13 protein-coding genes are annotated in these 18,478 nt (G+C 70.1%); 3 read left to right on the top strand and 10 right to left on the bottom strand.

The window, feature by feature from the left end; translation table 11 throughout:
- Window positions 1-215: 215 nt before the first annotated feature.
- Both ACNPQM_RS01525 and lepA read right to left on the bottom strand, forming a co-directional pair.
- Window positions 216-2,105, bottom strand: coding sequence for an AMP-dependent synthetase/ligase (locus ACNPQM_RS01525; RefSeq protein ID WP_358859078.1), 1,890 nt, complete (start codon window positions 2,103-2,105; stop codon window positions 216-218).
- Window positions 2,106-2,432: 327 nt separating this feature from the next.
- On the bottom strand, window positions 2,433-4,307 hold the full coding sequence (lepA, locus tag ACNPQM_RS01530) for a translation elongation factor 4 (RefSeq protein WP_358859077.1): 1,875 nt from the start codon (window positions 4,305-4,307) through the stop codon (window positions 2,433-2,435).
- Window positions 4,308-4,522: 215 nt separating this feature from the next.
- On the opposite strand from lepA, the gene rpsT reads away from it, so the two are divergent.
- Window positions 4,523-4,789: a 30S ribosomal protein S20 gene (gene rpsT / locus ACNPQM_RS01535; RefSeq protein WP_030921110.1), complete on the top strand. Its 267-nt coding sequence runs from the start codon at window positions 4,523-4,525 to the stop codon at window positions 4,787-4,789.
- Window positions 4,790-5,065: 276 nt separating this feature from the next.
- Here the strand turns inward: rpsT and holA are convergent, their stop codons facing one another.
- A complete protein-coding gene (gene holA / locus ACNPQM_RS01540) occupies window positions 5,066-6,055 on the bottom strand; it encodes a DNA polymerase III subunit delta (RefSeq protein WP_358859076.1) in 990 nt (329 codons plus the stop codon).
- Between the two features lie 83 nt (window positions 6,056-6,138).
- Here holA and ACNPQM_RS01545 point away from each other — a divergent pair, with 83 nt between their 5' ends.
- Entirely contained in the window at window positions 6,139-6,384 is a 246-nt protein-coding gene (locus ACNPQM_RS01545) for a hypothetical protein (protein WP_358859075.1), read from the top strand.
- Window positions 6,385-6,624: 240 nt separating this feature from the next.
- Here ACNPQM_RS01545 and ACNPQM_RS01550 read toward each other — a convergent pair whose 3' ends face one another.
- From ACNPQM_RS01550 to leuS, 7 genes are all read right to left on the bottom strand, one after another.
- Window positions 6,625-7,509: a YceI family protein gene (locus tag ACNPQM_RS01550; RefSeq protein WP_418082588.1), complete on the bottom strand. Its 885-nt coding sequence runs from the start codon at window positions 7,507-7,509 to the stop codon at window positions 6,625-6,627.
- A gap of 185 nt (window positions 7,510-7,694) precedes the next feature.
- Window positions 7,695-8,564 carry an arylamine N-acetyltransferase family protein gene (locus ACNPQM_RS01555; RefSeq protein WP_418082509.1) on the bottom strand — a complete coding sequence of 290 codons (870 nt, stop codon included), beginning with the start codon at window positions 8,562-8,564 and terminating at the stop codon, window positions 7,695-7,697.
- 229 nt (window positions 8,565-8,793) lie between these two features.
- The gene (locus ACNPQM_RS01560; protein WP_418082510.1) at window positions 8,794-11,346 is read right to left on the bottom strand and encodes a ComEC/Rec2 family competence protein; all 2,553 of its coding nucleotides are present in this window, start codon (window positions 11,344-11,346) and stop codon (window positions 8,794-8,796) included.
- Complete coding sequence (locus ACNPQM_RS01565) at window positions 11,343-12,419, bottom strand: helix-hairpin-helix domain-containing protein (protein ID WP_418082511.1); 1,077 nt, start codon at window positions 12,417-12,419, stop codon at window positions 11,343-11,345. Before ACNPQM_RS01565 ends, ACNPQM_RS01560 begins: the two co-directional genes overlap by 4 nt.
- 102 nt (window positions 12,420-12,521) lie before the next feature.
- On the bottom strand, window positions 12,522-13,367 hold the full coding sequence (locus tag ACNPQM_RS01570) for a DegV family protein (protein WP_418082512.1): 846 nt from the start codon (window positions 13,365-13,367) through the stop codon (window positions 12,522-12,524).
- 237 nt (window positions 13,368-13,604) lie between these two features.
- On the bottom strand, window positions 13,605-14,354 hold the full coding sequence (locus ACNPQM_RS01575) for a hypothetical protein (protein WP_358859070.1): 750 nt from the start codon (window positions 14,352-14,354) through the stop codon (window positions 13,605-13,607).
- Window positions 14,355-14,511: 157 nt separating this feature from the next.
- Window positions 14,512-17,385 carry a leucine--tRNA ligase gene (gene leuS, locus ACNPQM_RS01580; RefSeq protein WP_418082513.1) on the bottom strand — a complete coding sequence of 958 codons (2,874 nt, stop codon included), beginning with the start codon at window positions 17,383-17,385 and terminating at the stop codon, window positions 14,512-14,514.
- 608 nt (window positions 17,386-17,993) lie between these two features.
- Here leuS and ACNPQM_RS01585 point away from each other — a divergent pair.
- Window positions 17,994-18,470: a ferredoxin gene (locus tag ACNPQM_RS01585; protein WP_418082589.1), complete on the top strand. Its 477-nt coding sequence runs from the start codon at window positions 17,994-17,996 to the stop codon at window positions 18,468-18,470.
- Window positions 18,471-18,478 lie beyond the last annotated feature (8 nt).

The raw sequence follows: 18,478 nt of genomic DNA on the forward strand, positions 1-18,478 counted from the left end.
CGCAGCTCCTGACGTGTTCTCGCACGGCCTGTCTCGTGCCGTGTGCCGCTGACGACACCGACAGAGTGACAGACCGGACCTGTCCATAAGCACCGAGTTACCGAAGTGAACAGAGAAGGGTGCCGGACCGTTCGTCAGAAACGGCGGCGCGAAACGACAGGGCGGACGGGGCAGCTCACCCCGTCCGCACCACACGCCCTTCGTGACGCCTCGCGTTACGCCTCGCGGGCCCCCACGTACATCTCGTCGATGAGGTCCTTGTACTCGCGCTCGACGACCGGCCGCTTGAGCTTGAGGCTCGGCGTGAGCTCGCCGTGCTCGACGTCGAGGTCGCGCGGCAGCAGCCGGAACTGCTTGATGGTCTGCCAGCGCTGCAGCCCCTCGTTGAGACGCTTCACATAACCGTCGATGAGCTCCACGGTCTGCCGGGCCGCGATCACGTCGGCGTACGGCTTGCCCGCCAGGCCGTTCTCGGCGGCCCAGCCGAGGATGGTCGGCTCGTCGAGGGCGATCAGGGCGGTGCAGTAGTTGCGGTCCGCGCCGTGCACCAGGATGTTGGAGACAAACGGGCACACCGCCTTGAACTGTCCCTCGACCTCCGCCGGGGCGACGTACTTGCCGCCCGACGTCTTGATCAGGTCCTTCTTGCGGTCGGTGATCCGCAGGTAGCCGTCCACCGAGAGCTCGCCGATGTCACCGCTGTGCAGCCAGCCGTCGGGCTCCAGCACCTCGGCGGTCTTCTCCTGCTGGCGGTGGTAGCCCTGCATGATGCCGGGGCCGCGCAGCATGATCTCGCCGTCGTCCGCGATCCGTACCTCGGTGCCGGGGAGCGGCTTGCCGACCGTACCCGTGCGGTAGGCCTCGCCCGGGTTGACGAAGGAGGCGGCGCTGGACTCGGTGAGCCCGTAGCCCTCCAGGATGTGAATGCCGGCGCCGGCGAAGAAGTAGCCGATCTCGGGGGCGAGCGCCGCGGAGCCGGAGACACAGGCGCGGAGCCGGCCGCCGAAGGCCTCGCGGATCTTGGCGAAGACGAGCGCGTCGGCGACCTTGTGCTTGGCGCCGAGTGCGAACGGTACGGAGGCTGTGCCGGTGCGCCGGAAGTTGTCCTGGGACACCTTGGCGTACTCGCGGGCGACCCCGGCCGCCCACTGGAAGATCTTGTACTTGGCGCCGCCACCGGCCCGCGCCTTGGACGCGATCCCGTTGTAGACCTTCTCGAAGATCCGGGGCACGGCGGCCATGTACGTCGGCTGGACGACCGGCAGGTTCTCGATGATCTTGTCGATCCGGCCGTCGACCGCGGTCACGTGACCGACCTCGATCTGACCGGAGGTGAGGACCTTGCCGAAGACGTGCGCGAGCGGCAGCCAGAGGTACTGGACGTCGTCCTCGGTGATCAGGCCGGTCGCCACGGTGGCCTTGGCCATGTACGACCAGTTGTCGTGCGGCAGTCGCACACCCTTGGGACGGCCGGTGGTGCCCGAGGTGTAGATCAGGGTGGCCAGCTGGTCGGCGGAGATCGCGCCGACCCGCTCCTGGACCACGGACGGATTCTTCGTCAGGATCTCGGCGCCGCGGGCCTCCAGGTCGGCCAGCGAGAGCACCCAGCCCTCAGGGTCGGCCGGGTCGGGTTCGACGCCCTGCGGGTCGATGACGACGACATGGGCGAGCTCCGGCAGGTCGGCGCGGCGCTCACGGGCCTTGGCCAGCTGGCCGGCGTCCTCCGCGATCAGCACCCGGCTCTCCGAGTCGGCGAGGATGAACGCCGACTCCTCGGCGTTCGTCGACGGGTAGATCGTGGTCGTCGCCGCGCCCGCGCACATCACACCGAGGTCGGCGAAGATCCACTCGATGCGGGTGGCGGAGGACAGCGCGACCCGCTGCTCGGGCTCCACACCCAGACCGATGAGTCCGGCGGCGATCGCGTACACGCGTTCCGCGGCCTGTGCCCAGCTCACCGACTTCCACTCGTCGGGGCCCTGGCCGGTGGCCGACGGAACCGGGAAGCGGTAGGCCTCCCCGTCCGGAGTGGCCGCCACGCGCTCGATGAAGAGGCCCGCCACGGAGGGCGGTCGGTTATCGATCATGGTCTGTGTGTCGCTCACGACATCCTCCGGGCCTGCGGCAGTGCTTCACGACCGATTGGTGGTTGCTGCGTGCTGCTGCTTGTTCCTGCTTGGGTACGTCCGTCTGCGTGCTTGTCCTGCGTGCTTGTCCGCGCGGATGGTTCCGCTTGTTTAACTGGCGAGTAACCACGAAGCCGTGATCAGGGTAGAGCGCCCGCGTCCGCCGCGTAAGAGGCAATCGGACGCCGCTTCATAACGAACGGGCCCCCACGCCGCAGCATGCTGCGGTGCAGGGGCCCGTTGGGCTACCACCCAGTAGCGGGTACGGAAGCCGGAGCCTGCCCGGAAGCGGGAATCCGTCGGGAACTACTTCTTGCCCTTGCCCTCGCCGCCCGACTCGTCCGTCGACAGCACGGCGATGAAGGCCTCCTGAGGCACCTCCACATTGCCGACCATCTTCATCCGCTTCTTGCCTTCCTTCTGCTTCTCCAGCAGTTTCCGCTTACGGGAGATGTCACCGCCGTAGCACTTGGCGAGGACGTCCTTGCGGATGGCGCGGACGGTCTCACGGGCAATGACCCGGGAGCCGATGGCGGCCTGGATCGGCACCTCGAAGTTCTGCCGCGGGATGAGCTCGCGCAGCTTGGCGACGAGCCGCACGCCGTACGCGTACGCCTTGTCCTTGTGCGTGACCGCGGAGAACGCGTCGACCTTGTCGCCGTGCAGCAGGATGTCGACCTTGACGAGCTGGGCGGTCTGCTCGCCGGTGGGCTCGTAGTCGAGCGAGGCGTACCCGCGGGTCTTGGACTTCAGCTGGTCGAAGAAGTCGAAGACGATCTCGGCGAGCGGCAGGGTGTACCGGATCTCGACCCGGTCCTCGGAGAGGTAGTCCATGCCGATCAGGGTGCCGCGCCGGTTCTGGCAGAGCTCCATGATCGCGCCGATGAACTCGCTGGGGGCGAGGACGGTGGCGCGCACGACCGGCTCGTGCACCTTGTCGATCTTGCCCTCGGGGAACTCGCTCGGGTTGGTGACGATGTGCTCGCTGCCGTCCTCCATGTCCACGCGGTAGACCACGTTGGGGGCGGTGGCGATGAGCTCCAGACCGAACTCGCGCTCCAGGCGCTCGCGGATCACGTCGAGGTGCAGCAGACCGAGGAAGCCGACACGGAAGCCGAAGCCGAGGGCCGCGGAGGTCTCCGGCTCGTACACCAGGGCGGCGTCGTTGAGCTGGAGCTTGTCGAGGGCCTCGCGCAGGTCGGGATAGTCCGAGCCGTCCAGCGGGTACAGCCCCGAGAACACCATCGGCTTGGGGTCCTTGTAGCCGCCCAGCGCCTCGGTCGCGCCCTTGTTCAGGGAGGTGATCGTGTCACCGACCTTGGACTGCCGGACGTCCTTCACACCGGTGATGATGTAGCCCACTTCGCCCACACCGAGACCGTCGGACGGGGTCATCTCCGGGGAGGAGACACCGATCTCCAGCAGCTCGTGGGTGGCGCCGGTGGACATCATCTTGATGCGCTCGCGCTTGTTGAGCTGGCCGTCGACGACACGGACGTACGTGACGACGCCGCGGTACGAGTCGTAGACCGAGTCGAAGATCATCGCGCGGGCCGGTGCGTCGGCCTTGCCGACGGGTGCCGGGACATCCCTGACCACCCGGTCCAGCAAAGCGTCCACACCGATGCCGGTCTTCGCGGAGACCTTGAGGACGTCCTCGGGCTGACAGCCGATGAGGTTGGCCAGCTCCTCGGAGAACTTCTCCGGCTGCGCGGCCGGCAGGTCGATCTTGTTGAGCACCGGAACGATGGTGAGGTCGTTCTCCATCGCCAGGTAGAGGTTGGCCAGCGTCTGGGCCTCGATGCCCTGCGCGGCGTCGACCAGCAGGATCGTGCCCTCGCAGGCGGCGAGCGAGCGGGAGACCTCGTACGTGAAGTCCACGTGGCCCGGAGTGTCGATCATGTTGAGGACATGGGTGCTGCCCTGGCCCTCGCCTGTGGTGGGCGTCCAGGGCAGACGTACCGCCTGGGACTTGATGGTGATGCCGCGCTCGCGCTCGATGTCCATCCGGTCGAGGTACTGAGCGCGCATCTGCCGCTGGTCGACCACACCCGTCAGCTGAAGCATCCGGTCAGCAAGGGTCGACTTGCCGTGGTCGATGTGCGCGATGATGCAGAAGTTGCGGATCAGCGCCGGGTCGGTACGGCTCGGCTCGGGCACGTGGATAGGAGTCGCGGGCACGCAGGGTCCTGATTCTTGAGACGCCGAACGCCGTGTCTCGGGTCGATGTCGGGTCGGTCGGATCGATACGTAGCTTCCATCGTCCCACGCCCGCGGGGCTGAGACCGGTTTGGGCCGATCGGAGCGCGGCTGGTACCGTTGACAGCTGTGCTTCGTGGCCCTTTCGGGCGGCGGGGCACACATCGAAGATCCAACGAACCTGAAAAGGCTCTTTCGTGGCGAACATCAAGTCCCAGATCAAGCGGAACAAGACGAACGAGAAGGCGCGCCTGCGCAACAAGGCCGTCAAGTCCTCGCTCAAGACCGCGATCCGCAAGGCCCGTGAGGCTGCCGCTGCGGGCGACGTCGAGAAGGCCACCACGGCCGTTCGCGACGCCTCGCGCGCGCTCGACAAGGCTGTCTCGAAGGGCGTCATCCACAAGAACGCCGCCGCCAACAAGAAGTCGGCGCTGGCCTCCAAGGTTGCCGCCCTCCAGGGCTGAGCTTTCTGATGTAACCGCCGGAACGGACCAGCGGGCCCTCTCTCCCGCCCCTGCCCGGCCCCCGCGCCGCACACCGAACCTGCGTTCGCCACGCGGGTGCGGCGCATGAAGCGTGAAACCGAGGCCCCGGCCGTCGTTCTCCCCAGAGCGACAGCCGGGGCCTTCGGCGTGCCCGGACATGCCGGTCGCGTCGAGCACGCCCGGCGATCGGGAGCAACACGTCGGCCGCCCGGCACTCACCGCGCCTCACCGCTCCAGGGGGTGTGACGACAGCTCCTAGCGCCGCCCGGCCCGCGCCGCCCGCGCAACAGCGACCACGGCCTTCTCCAGGGCGTACTCGGGGTCGTCCCCACCGCCCTTCACGCCCGCATCCGCATCCGCGACCGCCCGCAGAGCAGCCGCCACCCCGTCCGGCGTCCACCCCCGCATCTGCTGCCGCACCCGGTCGATCTTCCACGGCGGCATGCCCAGTTCGCGCGCAAGATCCGCAGGCCGGCCACCGCGCGCCGAGGACAGCTTGCCGATCGCCCGTACGCCCTGCGCCAGCGCACTGGTGATCAGCACCGGCGCCACCCCGGTCGACAGCGACCAGCGCAGTGCCTCCAGCGCCTCCGCGGCCCGCCCCTCCACCGCCCGGTCGGCGACCGCGAAGCTGGACGCCTCCGCACGACCGGTGTAATAGCGCCCGACGACCTCCTCGTCGATCGTGCCCTCGACATCCGCGACCAGCTGCGACACCGCGCTCGCCAGCTCCCGCAGATCGCTGCCGATGGAGTCGACGAGCGCCTGGCATGCCTCGGGGCTCGCGGAGCGCCCCAGCGCCCGGAACTCCGACCGGACGAACGAAAGCCGCTCGGCAGGCTTCGTGGTCTTCGGGCAGGCGACCTCCCGCGCACCCGCCTTGCGCGCGGCGTCCAGCAGCCCTTTGCCCTTGGCGCCGCCCGCGTGCAGCAGGACGAGCGTGATCTCCTCGGCCGGTGCGTCGAGGTATGCCTTGACGTCCTTGATCGTGTCGGCGGAAAGATCCTGCGCATTGCGCACGATCACCACCTTGCGCTCGGCGAAGAGCGACGGGCTCGTGAGCTCGGCAAGGGTGCCCGGCTGGAGCTGGTCGGAGGTGAGGTCGCGAACGTCCGTGTCGGCGTCGGACGCGCGGGCCGCCGCCACCACCTGCTGCACCGCACGGTCGAGGAGGAGGTCCTCCTGGCCCACGGCGAGCGTGAGGGGGGCGAGCGGATCGTCGGTGGAATTCCTTCTGGTGGCCATCGCCGTCCAGCATCCCACGCCCCTCTGACAGCCCGGCTTCGACGCCTCTCCGCGCACCCGTCGCCGTACCGGAGAATGGGCAGGTGAGCGATGTGAGACATGTACTGGTGCTGCCCGACCGCGATACCGCGGAGGAGGTGGCCGGGGAGCTCGCCGACCGTTTCGGAGTCGCCGAGGAACCTCAGCTCGTACGCGACGCGCTGGCCGGCGAGGACGACGCGGAGGACGCCCAATGGCTGGTGGTCGTGGAGGACGCGGACGGCCGGCTCGAACCCTCGGCACTCGACGAGCTGGCGGCGGAGTACGAGGGCTGGCTTGAGGCGCCCTAAATATATTGATCACGAGCGTTGTTGACACTCGCAGGGCTTGATCATGGCGAAGACCTCCGGTGTGGTGGAGCTGTCTAGGACTGCACCGTACGGAAGTCTTCGTGTCCCACCGTAATGCGCCTCTGACCGAGACCGGACGCCTGCGAGCGGGACTTTCGAAACACGCCCCAGGACTGTCCGACCCTGATCCGCCGGACACCACCCGGCAGCGGCGGCCCCGGCCGCAGCGCCCCCCGGGGCTCAGCCCTTGGGCACGATCTGGATGTCCATGTCGATGGCGATGCTGGAACCGACGGCAGCGATACCGCGGGCCAGCATGGTCTGCCAGGTGAGAGTGAAGTCCTCACGGTGCAGCTCGGTGGTGGCCCGGCAGGCGGCCCTGGTCTCCCCTTCCACACCGTTGCCGACGCCGAGGTACTGGGTGTCCAGCATCACGGTACGGCTGACGCCGTGAAGAGTGAGCGCGCCGCTCACGCCCCAGCGGCTGCCGCCCCGGTGAACGAAACGGTCGCTGTAGAACTCCATCGTCGGATAGCGCCCGACGTCGAAGAAGTCGCTGGACCGCAGATGGTCGTCGCGCATCTGCACGTTGGTGTCGATCGACGAGGCATCGATGATCACGTGCATGGCGGAATCCTCCATGCGGTCGGCGATCCGTATCGCACCTGCGAATGTGTTGAATCGGCCATGAATACGGGCCAGCCCGATATGGCGGGCCGTGAAGCCGATCTGCGAGTGGTTCGGCTCGATCTCCCACTCACCGGGGTCGGGCAGCTGCGGGGGCGCGGCCACCTGGAGCATGACGTCCCCGAGCCCGGCGTGGCCGCTCTCGGAGACCGTGGCCGAACCGTGGAACGGGGTGAAGCCCTCGGCCGTGACAGCCAGCCGGTAGTCACCTGCCGGTACGGCGGCGAGGACGTTCCCGAAGGGGTCCGTCTCACCGCCGACGACCTTGCGGCCCGCGCTGTCCGTGACGACGAACTCAGCCTGCTGAACAGCCTCGTTGACCGGATCAAGGACGCGACAGCTCAGGACTCCCGCGGTGCGCGGCACCGCGAGTCCCGCGAGCGGGTTTCCCTGCGCCGCACCCGTTGCGTCTTTTCTTCCCAGCCAACGGCCGAACATCTTCACGTACCCCCGGGGGAGATTCACCTTGGGGCCGTACGGCTGGACGTCGTTGTCGGAGCAGCGGCCCGCCGACGATCATGCATTCGATCACTCTTGAGGCGTTCGAGGCAAACGGAGGGACTGGAAAGGGCTTGGGCGTAGGTGTTACCGAAGGTCCGAATTGAATGCTCCGCTTATGTGCATCAGCTGTTGCGTCCGAAATTCTCAACCTGATGGACCGTGGGCAGCCGGTGGAGACGCAGCCCGAAGTGTTCGCGGTAGGCGTCGATCACGTCGGCGTCCGTGGCGAGCGGTACCTCGCGGCGTTCGCCACGCACCGTCGTAACGAGCGTGCGGCCGCTCAGCGTGACCCGGCCCTCATCGGTGAGCCGGGAGCAGACCACGGACCGGGTGAAGTGGGAGTCGGGCGAGGTGCGGTGGTACCAGGCGCCTGCCCGGAAGTCCGCAAGAGCGCGGGGCCGCAGATCCAGCCGGAACTGCAGAGCTTCGTCGCGCAGTACATCGAGATCCCCGGCACCGGCTCCGGCGGCGCCCGCGGCGCTTGCCCCGGCGCCGTCGCTGTTCTCGGCGTCGGGCGTCTCCCGGATCCGGAACGTACCGCTCGGATCCTCCTGGTCCGTGCGGTCGTCGAGTGCGAGCGGCTGGCGCGCATGGTCGCCGAAGCCGACATCGACGAGCCAGGCGCCGGTGCTGTCGTCGGTCTCGACACGCAGCGCGAGATGGTCGTACGGGATGCCGAGCCGTCCGTCGTCCCCGTAGCCGCGGGCCTGGAGAAGGGTGACGCGGAAGCCGAGGGCCCGGAGCAGCGCGGCGAAGGTCGCGTTGAGTTCGTAGCAGAACCCGCCGCGCCGGGCACCCACCACCTTGTCGAGGAGCGCCCTTTCGTCCAGCACGATGTCTTCGCCGAGATGGATCGACAGGTTCTCGAAGGGCACGGCGGTGAGGTGTCGCAGCTGCAGCTCGCGCAGAGCGGCGGCGTCGGGACGTGCGGGACGGTGGGCGCCGATGCGGTCAAGGTACGCGTCGACGGTCTGCGGCGATTGCGGGTCCATGGCCGAAGTCTGTCCGGGAGCCCTGCGGCACGCCATGAGCCGGTGGTCCTAGGACCACCGACCGAGGTGCGGCATGGCCCGCTCTCGCTAAGGGCTGTGCCGTCATCCCTGGTGGATCAGCGCGCGGCGTCAGATGCGGCACCTCGCCAGGCGATCGGGCAGAGGCAGCGGGGACGGGCGGCGGTCGGCCACGGCGGGTTCGGACGGTGCGCGGTCGGCCGGATGGTGGTCATGAGCGCCCGACCGCCCTCAGCCGCGACCCGGCACCCGTCACCGCGATCGCGCCGTCCAGGTCCGTGCGCAGCACTACTGCTCCCCCGTCCCTCAGCGCCTCGACGGTCCGGGCCGCCGGGTGCCCGTACGGGTTGTCCCTGCCCACACTCACCAGGGCGAGCCGCGGGCGCGCACTGCGCAGCAACGCCGGGTCCTGGTGGGCGGATCCGTGATGGGCGACCTTGAGAACGTCCACCCGCGGGAGCGCCGGGTACTGGCGCAACAGCCTTTGCTGGGAAGCAGGTTCGAGGTCACCGAGGAGCAACAGGCTCAGTCCGCCGGTCCGGACGAACAGCGCGACACTGGCGTCGTTGGGCTCTTCCGGTAAGGGACCTGCCGTCGCGCCTCCCGCCGGCCACAGGACTCGCCAGTCGAGCGTGCCGATGCGGCGGCGCTCTCCCACAGTCGCCCGTACCAGGGGGACCCGCGCCGCAGCGGCTGTACTGCGTACGAACGCCGCCTGGTCCGGTGGTTCGTCCAGACTCGTCGTCTGGATCGCACCGACCGCTCTGCCCCGCAACACGCCGGGCAGACCTCGGACGTGATCGGCATGAAAGTGTGTGAGCAGCAGGAGCGGAACCCGAGTGATGCCCAGGTCACGCAGGCAGCGGTCGGCCAGGCGTGGATCGGGCCCGGTGTCGATCACCACTCCCTCGCCGTCCCCCGCCGCAAGCACCATGGCGTCGCCCTGACCCACATCGCACATCACGAACGCCCAGCCCGGTGGTGGCCATCCCGTCAGCACCCGGGTGAGCGGCACCGGGCGCAGCACCGCGAGGACAAGCAGCAGCGCGGCAGCCGAACAGACCCATGGGTGACGCGCGATACGACGGGCGGAGAGCACCGCCAGAGCCGTGAGGGCGGCCAGCAGGAGCGCTCCCCGCCAGCCGTCGGGCCAGTCGATCTCCGCCCCGGGAAGCGCCGCACCGGTGCGGGCCACGGAGGCGATCCACCCGGCCGGCCAGCCCGCGATCCGGGCGAGCAGCTCGGCCACGGGCATGGCCACCGGTGCCGCGGCGAGCGCGGCGAACCCGAGGACGGTGGCGGGCGCCACCGCGAACTCGGCCAGCAGGTTGCACGGAATCGCCACCAGACTGACCCGCGAGGCGAGCACCACGACGACGGGCGCGCACACCGCCTGCGCCGCGGCGGCCGCACCCAGCGCCTCCGCGAGCCGGGGCGGCACCCGCCTCCGTTGCAGCGCGGCACTCCATCGCGGGGCGACCGTGAGCAGGGCGCCGGTCGCCAGCACGGAAAGGACGAAGCCATAACTGCGCGTCAGCCACGGGTCGTACAGCACGAGCAGCAGAACGGCAGCGGCGAGTGCAGGAATCAGCGAGCGGCGGCGGCCCGTACCGATCGCGAGCAGTGTGATCAGTCCGCAGACCGCGGCGCGCAGCACGCTGGGCTCCGGTCGGCACACCAGGACGAAGGCGAGCGTGAGTCCGCCGCCGAGCAGCGCGGTCATCCGCAGCGGGATACCCAACCGGGCTGCCAGACCACGGCGTTCGACCCGGAGCGCGGCGCCGGGCGGTCCGATGAGCAACACGAGGAGGATTGCCAGGTTGGCACCGGAGACCGCCATCAGGTGCGTGAGGTCGGCTGCTTGGAAGGCCTCGTGGAGTTCGGGGGTGACCCTGGAGGTGTCGCCGACGACCAGCCCCGGGAGCAGCGCCCGCGCATCGGGATCCAGCCCGTCCGTCGCGCGTCGCAGGCCCGCGCGCAGTTCGCCCGCCGTGCGCTGGAGAGGAGTCGGCGGCCCGGTGACACGAGGCGGGCCCTTGCCGTCCGGACGCAGGACCGCGGCGTTGCGTTGTCCGCTGTGCAACGGTGGCGCGAGTCGGCCGCTCACGTGCAGCCTGGTGGACGGCAGCAGCCGCTCCCATCGCGCCGTCGAACCGGAGGGCGACACGATCAGCAGCACCGGGGTGCGGAGACGGGTGTGGGCGCCGCCGGGTGCCGTGAGCCCGGTGATCTCGGCGTCCAGGAGGAGGGCGGCCGGGGTGCTGTGATCGCCTTGGACCCGGGGGCGGGTCCGGCGTGCGTCGGACGTGACCGTCACCTCCGCCTCGACCCTCTCGAAACGGTCGGCCAGACCGGGAACGGGCCCCTGCCGTGCGTCCGCGCCGTGCAGGCCCGCCGCCGTCGCTCCGGCCGCCGCGCAGAGCAGCACCGCGGCCGCCGCGGTGGCATGGAGCCTGTGACCGTTGCGTCCCGCGCTGCCCTCACCGTCCTCGCACTCCCGGTGGTCAGCCGGCCGAGCGCGCGCCGCGCGGGTCGTTGAGGCCCGGGAGAGGCCGAGGAGCACCAGGGCGGCGACGAGGCAGAGCGCCGTCCCTGCGGCCGTCCAGCGCCACGGCGCACCCACGGCGAGCGCCGCGGCGGCCCAGGCCGCGAGGGCCGGCGGAACCAGTCGCAGATCGACCGGGCCCTCCTGTCGCGGGTCGGAGGCGCCGAGCCGTCGGCCCGACGCCGTATGGACGTCCGGTGGTACGTGTGGGCGGGTCATGGCCGTACCAACGGTTGAAGATCGGCGAACCGGCGGTCGCCGATCCCATTGACCTCACGGAGTTCGTCGACGGAACGGAAGCCGCCGTGCTGCGTGCGGTAGTCGAGGATGTGCTGGGCAAGGACCGGACCGACGCCGGGCAGGGTGTCCAGCTGTTCCACGGTTGCGCTGTTGAGGCTGACCGGCCCGGCCGCCGGGCCACCAGGGCCGCCCGTACCGGCGCCGCCCGTGGCACCGGAGACGAGTGCGCCGGGTGGCGCACCGACCACGATCTGTTCCCCGTCCAGCAGCACCCGTGCCCGGTTGAGTCCGGTGATGTCCACGGCCGGCCGGACCCCGCCCGCCGCCCGCAGCGCGTCGGCCACCCGCGCTCCGGACGGCAAGGGGTAGATGCCCGGCCGTCGCACCTTGCCACTGACGTCGACGACGATCCGCCCGTCCGGTCCCGGGGTGGCCGGTGGTCCGGGTGACGGTTCGGGATTATGGACGGGATCCGTCATCGGGTCCGGTGTCGGGGCGTGCGCACGCTCCTTGACCGGGTCGGGCGGGCGGACGGCCTGGGGCCGTACGGAAAAGAAGTGGACCGCCGCGAAGGCTGCGGCAGCGACCAGTACGACGGTGAGCGCGGCAAGGGTTCTCGGCTCCAGACCGCACCTGAGTCGCAGCCACATCGGGAGCCGCTCCCGCACCGCGGGCACCATCCGCTCCCACCGCCCCGGCGCAGCCGGAGCCGGGTCGAACACCCGCGCCGGCTCGTCGGACGGCGCGGCACTCCCCCGACGAGGAACTGCCGGGGCCGGTGCGGAGGCCGTGTCCGGGGTTGGGGCCGACCCCGCCACCGACCGGTCCGCACGCCCTCCGTACGCCCCCGCCATGAGCGCGTCCGCACGCCGCCGCGAAGCGGCAGCGACCACGGCGGCGCGCCCGCGCGAAGGCCGTCGCCGCCCGGGTCCAGGACCGGGCCCGGGATCAACGCCTCGGCCCGCACCGGGCCTGCGTCGGTCCCGCACGTCCGAGGCCGCAGCGCGGCCGGGTCCACTTCCGCTGCTTGCACGATGTGATCGGGGAGCCATGCCTCACGACGCTAGGCACATCTGCGCGAACCCGCTGAACAGGCCCTTATCCGGTGGACAACCGACCCGTGGTGGATATCTCGCTCACTCCCAGGAGTGAGATCAGCGCGGCGAAATCACTGCTCCCAGCAGACCCGGGCCGGTGTGCGCACCGATCACGGCACCCACCTCGCTGACATGCAGTTCGGCCAGTCCCGGGACTCGCACCCGCAGCCTCTCGGCCAGTCGCTCGGCGCGCTCGGGCGCTGCCAAGTGGTGCACGGCGATGTCCACCTGGCCCGTGCCCGCTCGCTCGACCACGATCTCCTCAAGCCGTGCGATCGCCTTCGAGGCCGTCCGCACCTTCTCCAGCAGCTCGATGCGGCCGCCGTCCAGCTGCAGCAGCGGCTTCACCGCGAGCGCCGACCCCAGCAGGGCCTGGGCCGCGCCGATGCGTCCACCGCGGCGGAGATAGTCCAGCGTGTCGACGTAGAAGTACGCGGAGGTGCCCGCGGCCCGCTTCTCGGCGGCCGCGACCGCCTCGTCCAGGCTGCCGCCCCCCTCCGCCGTCTCCGCCGCCGCCAGGGCGCAGAATCCCAGGGCCATGGCCACCATCCCGGTGTCCACGACCCGTACCGGCACCGGAGCGTCCTTCGCGGCGAGCAGCGCGGCATCGTACGTACCCGAGAGTTCGGCCGAGAGGTGCAGCGAGACGATACCGGTTGCGCCCGCCTCGGCCGCCGCCCGGTACGCCGCGGCGAAGACCTCGGGGCTGGGCCGGGATGTCGTCACGGGCCGGCGCTTCTGGAGCGCCAGCGCGAGGGAGCGGGCCGAGATCTCAGTGCCCTCCTCCAGCGCCTGATCGCCGAGGACGACGGTCAGGGGCACCGCGGTGATGCCATGCCGCTCCATCGTCTGGGACGGCAGGTGGGCCGTGGAATCGGTGACGATCGCGACATGGCGGGACATGAGCGGGAGGTTACCCGCCGGGGCGGTGGCTCGGCAGTCCGCCCCCGAGCGAGTGATCACATCCGGTCACTTCAGGGCGCATCCTGCCACCCCCCGTCACGTCGGTTCGAGCCCGGCCCGACGGACATACGCGTGTGTACACCCGGTCCCGACGGCCACACACGTGCCGTGCCCGGAACCGCCTGCAGCCGCCCATGCGCGCGGCCGAAGCCCCCCGGTCGGGTCCGCCCCGCCGCCTCAGTTCGTCGTCTCGGGCCGCGCGGTCTTCTGCCACGGATAGCCCGGCTGCCCCCGAGGATCCCGAGCCGTGAGCGCCTCCGGCCCCTCCTCGCCGATCGGCGCACTCCACGCCCGTCCGTCCCCACCCGGGCGTGCCCCCGCACCGGCGCCGGCCCGCCCTTCGGCACGGACGTCCGCCCCCGCCGAAGGCTCCACGGGCTCCTCCACCGTCCAGTGCCGCAGCGCCCCCGCCTCCACGTCGATCTGCGTGTTCAACGCCGCCAGATCGTCGTCGGCGAACTGCCGTGCCCGGTCGCGCGCGGCCCACCGCAACGACTCCGCAGAGTGGGTGATCCGCTGCGTGCGCTGCTTCAGCCCGGGCAGCAGCGAGGCGACCGTCGCCCGGTCGGGCTCTCGCTCCAGCCTCTTCAGCTCCTCGTCGAGCTCCCGCCCGTGGACGCTCAGCCGCTGGAACAGCCCCAGCGACTCCGACAGCGAGGCATCCTCGGCCACCCCTGTCCGCAGCGCCTCCTGCGTGGCCCGCATCGACGTACGCAGCGCGAGCCGGAGCTGCGCCAGCTCGCCGGCCACGCCCGGCTGGCCATAGCTCTTCGCCCGCAGGGCGGTGTCCTCGACGGTGCGGCGCGCCTGCGTGATCGTGCGGTCGACGCCGCGCTTCGCCGCGCCGACGACCTTGACGCTCACATAGACGCCCAGGGCCATGAGCGCGACAAAGAGCAGCCCCAGGATCAGGATCACGGCTTCCATGACGCCCCTTGATGTCGGTTCGGCTGCCGAGTACCGGCCCCTCTACCGTAAACGGAACAGGCAGGTTGGGGGTTCCGACGGAACCCCCAACCTGCCCGTAGGGGAAAGCCCTCACACCGCCGTAGGACAGCGGGCGGTCAGCCTTGGACCCGGACCGTCACGCGGGGACGATGTTGACCAGCTTCGGTGCCCGCACGATCACCTTGCGGATCCCGGCCCCGTCCAGGGCCGCGACCACTGCCGGGTCGGCCAGGGCCAGCGCCTCCAGATCCTCGTCCGAGATCGACGGGGAGATCTCCAGCCGCGCCTTGACCTTGCCCTTGACCTGCACCACGCAGGTCACGGTCTCGTCCACGACGTACGCCGGGTCGGCGACCGGGAAGTCCTGGTGCACGACCGACTCGGTGTGGCCCAGCCGGCGCCACAGCTCCTCGGCGATGTGCGGCGCCAGCGGTGCGGCCAGCAACACCAGCCGCTCCGCGACGGACCGCGACAGCGGGCCGCCCACCTTGGTCAGGTGGTTGTTCAGCTCGGTGACCTTGGCGATGGCGGTGTTGAAGCGCATCCCGGCCATGTCCTGGCCGACGCCGTCGATGGCCTTGTGCAGCGCGCGCAGCGTGTCCTCGCCGGGCTCGGTGTCCACGACGGTGACCTCACCGGTCTCCTCGTCGACGATATTGCGCCACAGCCGCTGCAGCAGCCGGTACTGGCCGACCACGGCGCGCGTGTCCCACGGACGCGACACGTCCAGCGGGCCCATCGCCATCTCGTACAGACGCAGCGTGTCCGCCCCGTACTCGGCGCAGATCTCGTCGGGCGTGACGGCGTTCTTCAGGGACTTCCCCATCTTCCCCAGGACGCGGCTGACCTTCTCGCCCTGGTGGTAGAACGTGCCGTCGCGCTCCTCGACCTCCGCCGCCGGGACCGCGATGCCGCGGCTGTCCCGGTAGACGAATGCCTGGATCATGCCCTGGTTGTACAGCTTGTGGAACGGCTCCGCCGACGAGATGTGCCCCAGGTCGTGCAGGACCTTGGACCAGAAGCGGGCGTACAGCAGGTGCAGTACGGCGTGCTCGGCGCCGCCGACGTACAGGTCGACACCACCGGTCGGCTGCCCCTCGCGCGGACCCATCCAGTACTGCTCGATCGCCGGGTCGACCAGCTGCCGGTCGTTGTTCGGGTCCAGGTAGCGCAGCTCGTACCAGCAGGAACCAGCCCAGTTGGGCATGGTGTTGGTCTCGCGGCGGTACTTCTTCGGGCCCTTGCCGTCGCCCAGGTCCAGCGTGACGTTGACCCAGTCGGCGTTCCGGGACAGCGGGGTCTCGGGCTGGGTGTCGGCGTCCTCCGGGTCGAAGGTGCGCGGCGAGTAGTCGTCGACCTCCGGCAGCTCCAGGGGCAGCATCGACTCCGGCAGCGAGTGGGCGATGCCGTCCTCGTCGTAGACGATCGGGAAGGGCTCGCCCCAGTAGCGCTGGCGGCTGAACAGCCAGTCGCGCAGCCGGAAGTTGACGGTCCCCTCGCCCAGGCCCCTCGCCTTCAGCCACTCGGTGATCTTCGCCTTGGCGTCGACGACACCCAGGCCGTCCAGCGAGATCTCGTCGTTGGCGGAGTTGACCAGCTTCGCGTCGTACGAGGCGAACGCGTCGTCCCACGTGGAGGTGTCCGTACCGCGGTCGTCCGACGGCTCGACAACGCAACGCATCGGCAGCTCGAACGCGCGCGCGAACGCGAAGTCGCGCGCGTCGTGCGCCGGTACGGCCATGATCGCGCCGGTGCCGTAGCCCATCAGGACGTAGTCGGCGATGAAGACGGGCACCTTCTCGCCGCTGACCGGGTTGGTCGCGTACGCACCGGTGAAGACACCGGTCTTGTCCTTGGCCTCGGCCTGGCGCTCCACATCGGACTTGGCGGCGGCCAGCTTGCGGTACGCGGTGACAGCCTCGGCCGGGGACGCGTGTCCGCCGGTCCACACCGGGTGGGTGCCCTCGGGCCAGGCGGCCGGAATGATCCGCTCCACCAGCTCGTGCTCGGGCGCCAGCACCATGTACGTGGCGCCGAACAGGGTGTCTTGGCGGGTGGTGAAGACAGTGATGTCACCGGCGCCGTCGACGGGGAAGTCGACGCGCGCGCCTTCGGAACGCCCGATCCAGTTGCGCTGTTGCAGCTTGATCGCCTCGGGCCAGTCCAGCCCGTCCAGGTCGTTCAGCAGCCGGTCGGCGTAGGCGGTGATGCGCATGTTCCACTGGCGCAGCTTGGCCTTGAAGACGGGGAAGTTTCCGCGCTCGGAACGGCCGTCCGCCGTCACCTCTTCATTGGCCAGTACGGTGCCCAGCCCCGGCGACCAGTTGACGGGGGCGTCGGAGGCGTACGCCAGGCGGTACTCGCCCAGGACGCCGGCACGCTCGACGGCGCTCAGCGCGCTCCAGTCGCGGCCGTCCGGGGTCGGGCGCTCACCGTTCTCGAACTGCGCGACCAGGTCGGCGATCGGCCGGGCCCGGTCCGCCTCCGTGTCGTACCAGGAGTTGAAGATCTGCAGGAAGATCCACTGGGTCCACTTGTAGTACTCCGCCTCGATCGTCGCGAACGAGCGGCGCTTGTCGTGGCCCAGGCCCAGACGGCGCAGCTGGGACTTCATGTTGACCATGTTGGCCTCGGTGGAGGCGCGCGGATGCGTACCGGTCTGTACGGCGTACTGCTCCGCCGGCAGACCGAAGGCGTCGAAGCCCAGGGTGTGCAGCACGTTGTGCCCGGTCATGCGCTGGTGGCGGGCGTAGACATCGGTGGCGATGTAGCCCAGCGGGTGACCGACGTGCAGGCCCGCACCCGAGGGGTACGGGAACATGTCCATGATGAACTTCTTCGGCCTGGCGGCCAGCTCCGCGTCGCCCGCCAGATCGCCCGTCGGGTTCGGCGCCTCGTACGTGCCGTGGGCGTCCCAGAAGTCCTGCCAGCGTGCCTCGATGTCGGCGGCCATCGCCGCCGTGTAGCGGTGCGGCGCAGCCACGTCGACTGCGGAATTCGTCTCGCTCATGATCCTCAAAGCTCCATCGATCGTCATCTGCCAGCGCTTACGGAAACGAAAAAACCCCTCGCACAGGAGGGGACGCCGCGCCGATTCCAACCAGGCATTCACACCGGTCGGGACTGATCAGCGCGGCTCGCTAAGCAGAAGGCGTACGGCACGCATGGCGTCAGGGTACCGCACGGGCCCGGAGCGCAGCCGGGCGATTCCGCTCCGTGGACGACGGCGGACGGCCGGAGCACCGGCGAGGCGGCGGGGCGCGCAGCATCCACGTCGGAACGTCCGGGAAGCCCGGATTACCCTGCGTAACGCCCGCTATCGGGGCAACCTGCCGTCATCGGAGCGCCGGCGGCGGACCCGCCCTGCCGCCCGGCCGTCGCGACCGGGCCGCGAAGTCGGGAGTCGCCGGCGCCCCGACGCTGCTGTCCGACGCGGAAACGTACGCGCAGCGCGCCGTCGCGGCCCGGACAGACGCCCGCCGCTACGGCGGTCAAGGGCCGGGGGCCTGCAAGCATCCGGACGTCTCGGCCCGCTTCCTCACGTCGGCCCTGTCCGCGTTCACGGTCGATCCGGCCACCCGTGTCCTGAACGGCGGCTGCGGCCGGGAGACGCTCGAAGTGCTCCCGCTTGCCCGCGCCCGGCCACCAGGACATGGAGGAGTCCATCCCGAGCGACGAGAGGCCGGCGGCGCACTGGACATCCGCAAGGGCCACGGTCTCTGTGCGGGCATCGTCCCGGAGCTGATCCGACTGGGCCCCGACGACCGTCCCGCGCTCGCGGACACCGCGGTTCCGATACATCCGCGGGGGCGCGCACAGCGTGCCGTGCGGCGATGTCCGGCGCCGGCACTCCGCATCGAACAGCCGCCCATGGATCGACCCGCGCTGCCGCCGGCATCGGCCGGAAGGCTCTCGACCGCGGCCTTGGTTGGCCTGCCGGCCGTAACTGACCTGCACAGACAGGAAGCGGGGGCGCCCAATAAGAATGGCCGCGGCGGGGTTTTTAATTTTTTTGGTAAAGAGGAATTTAAAAAAGAACAACAGCAAAACAAAAAAGGCCACAAAAAAAAAATAAAAAAAAACAAGAAAGCTTGAGCCCCGGA

Source organism: Streptomyces sp. NPDC056231 (genome assembly GCF_048270745.1).
Lineage (GTDB): Bacteria > Actinomycetota > Actinomycetes > Streptomycetales > Streptomycetaceae > Streptomyces.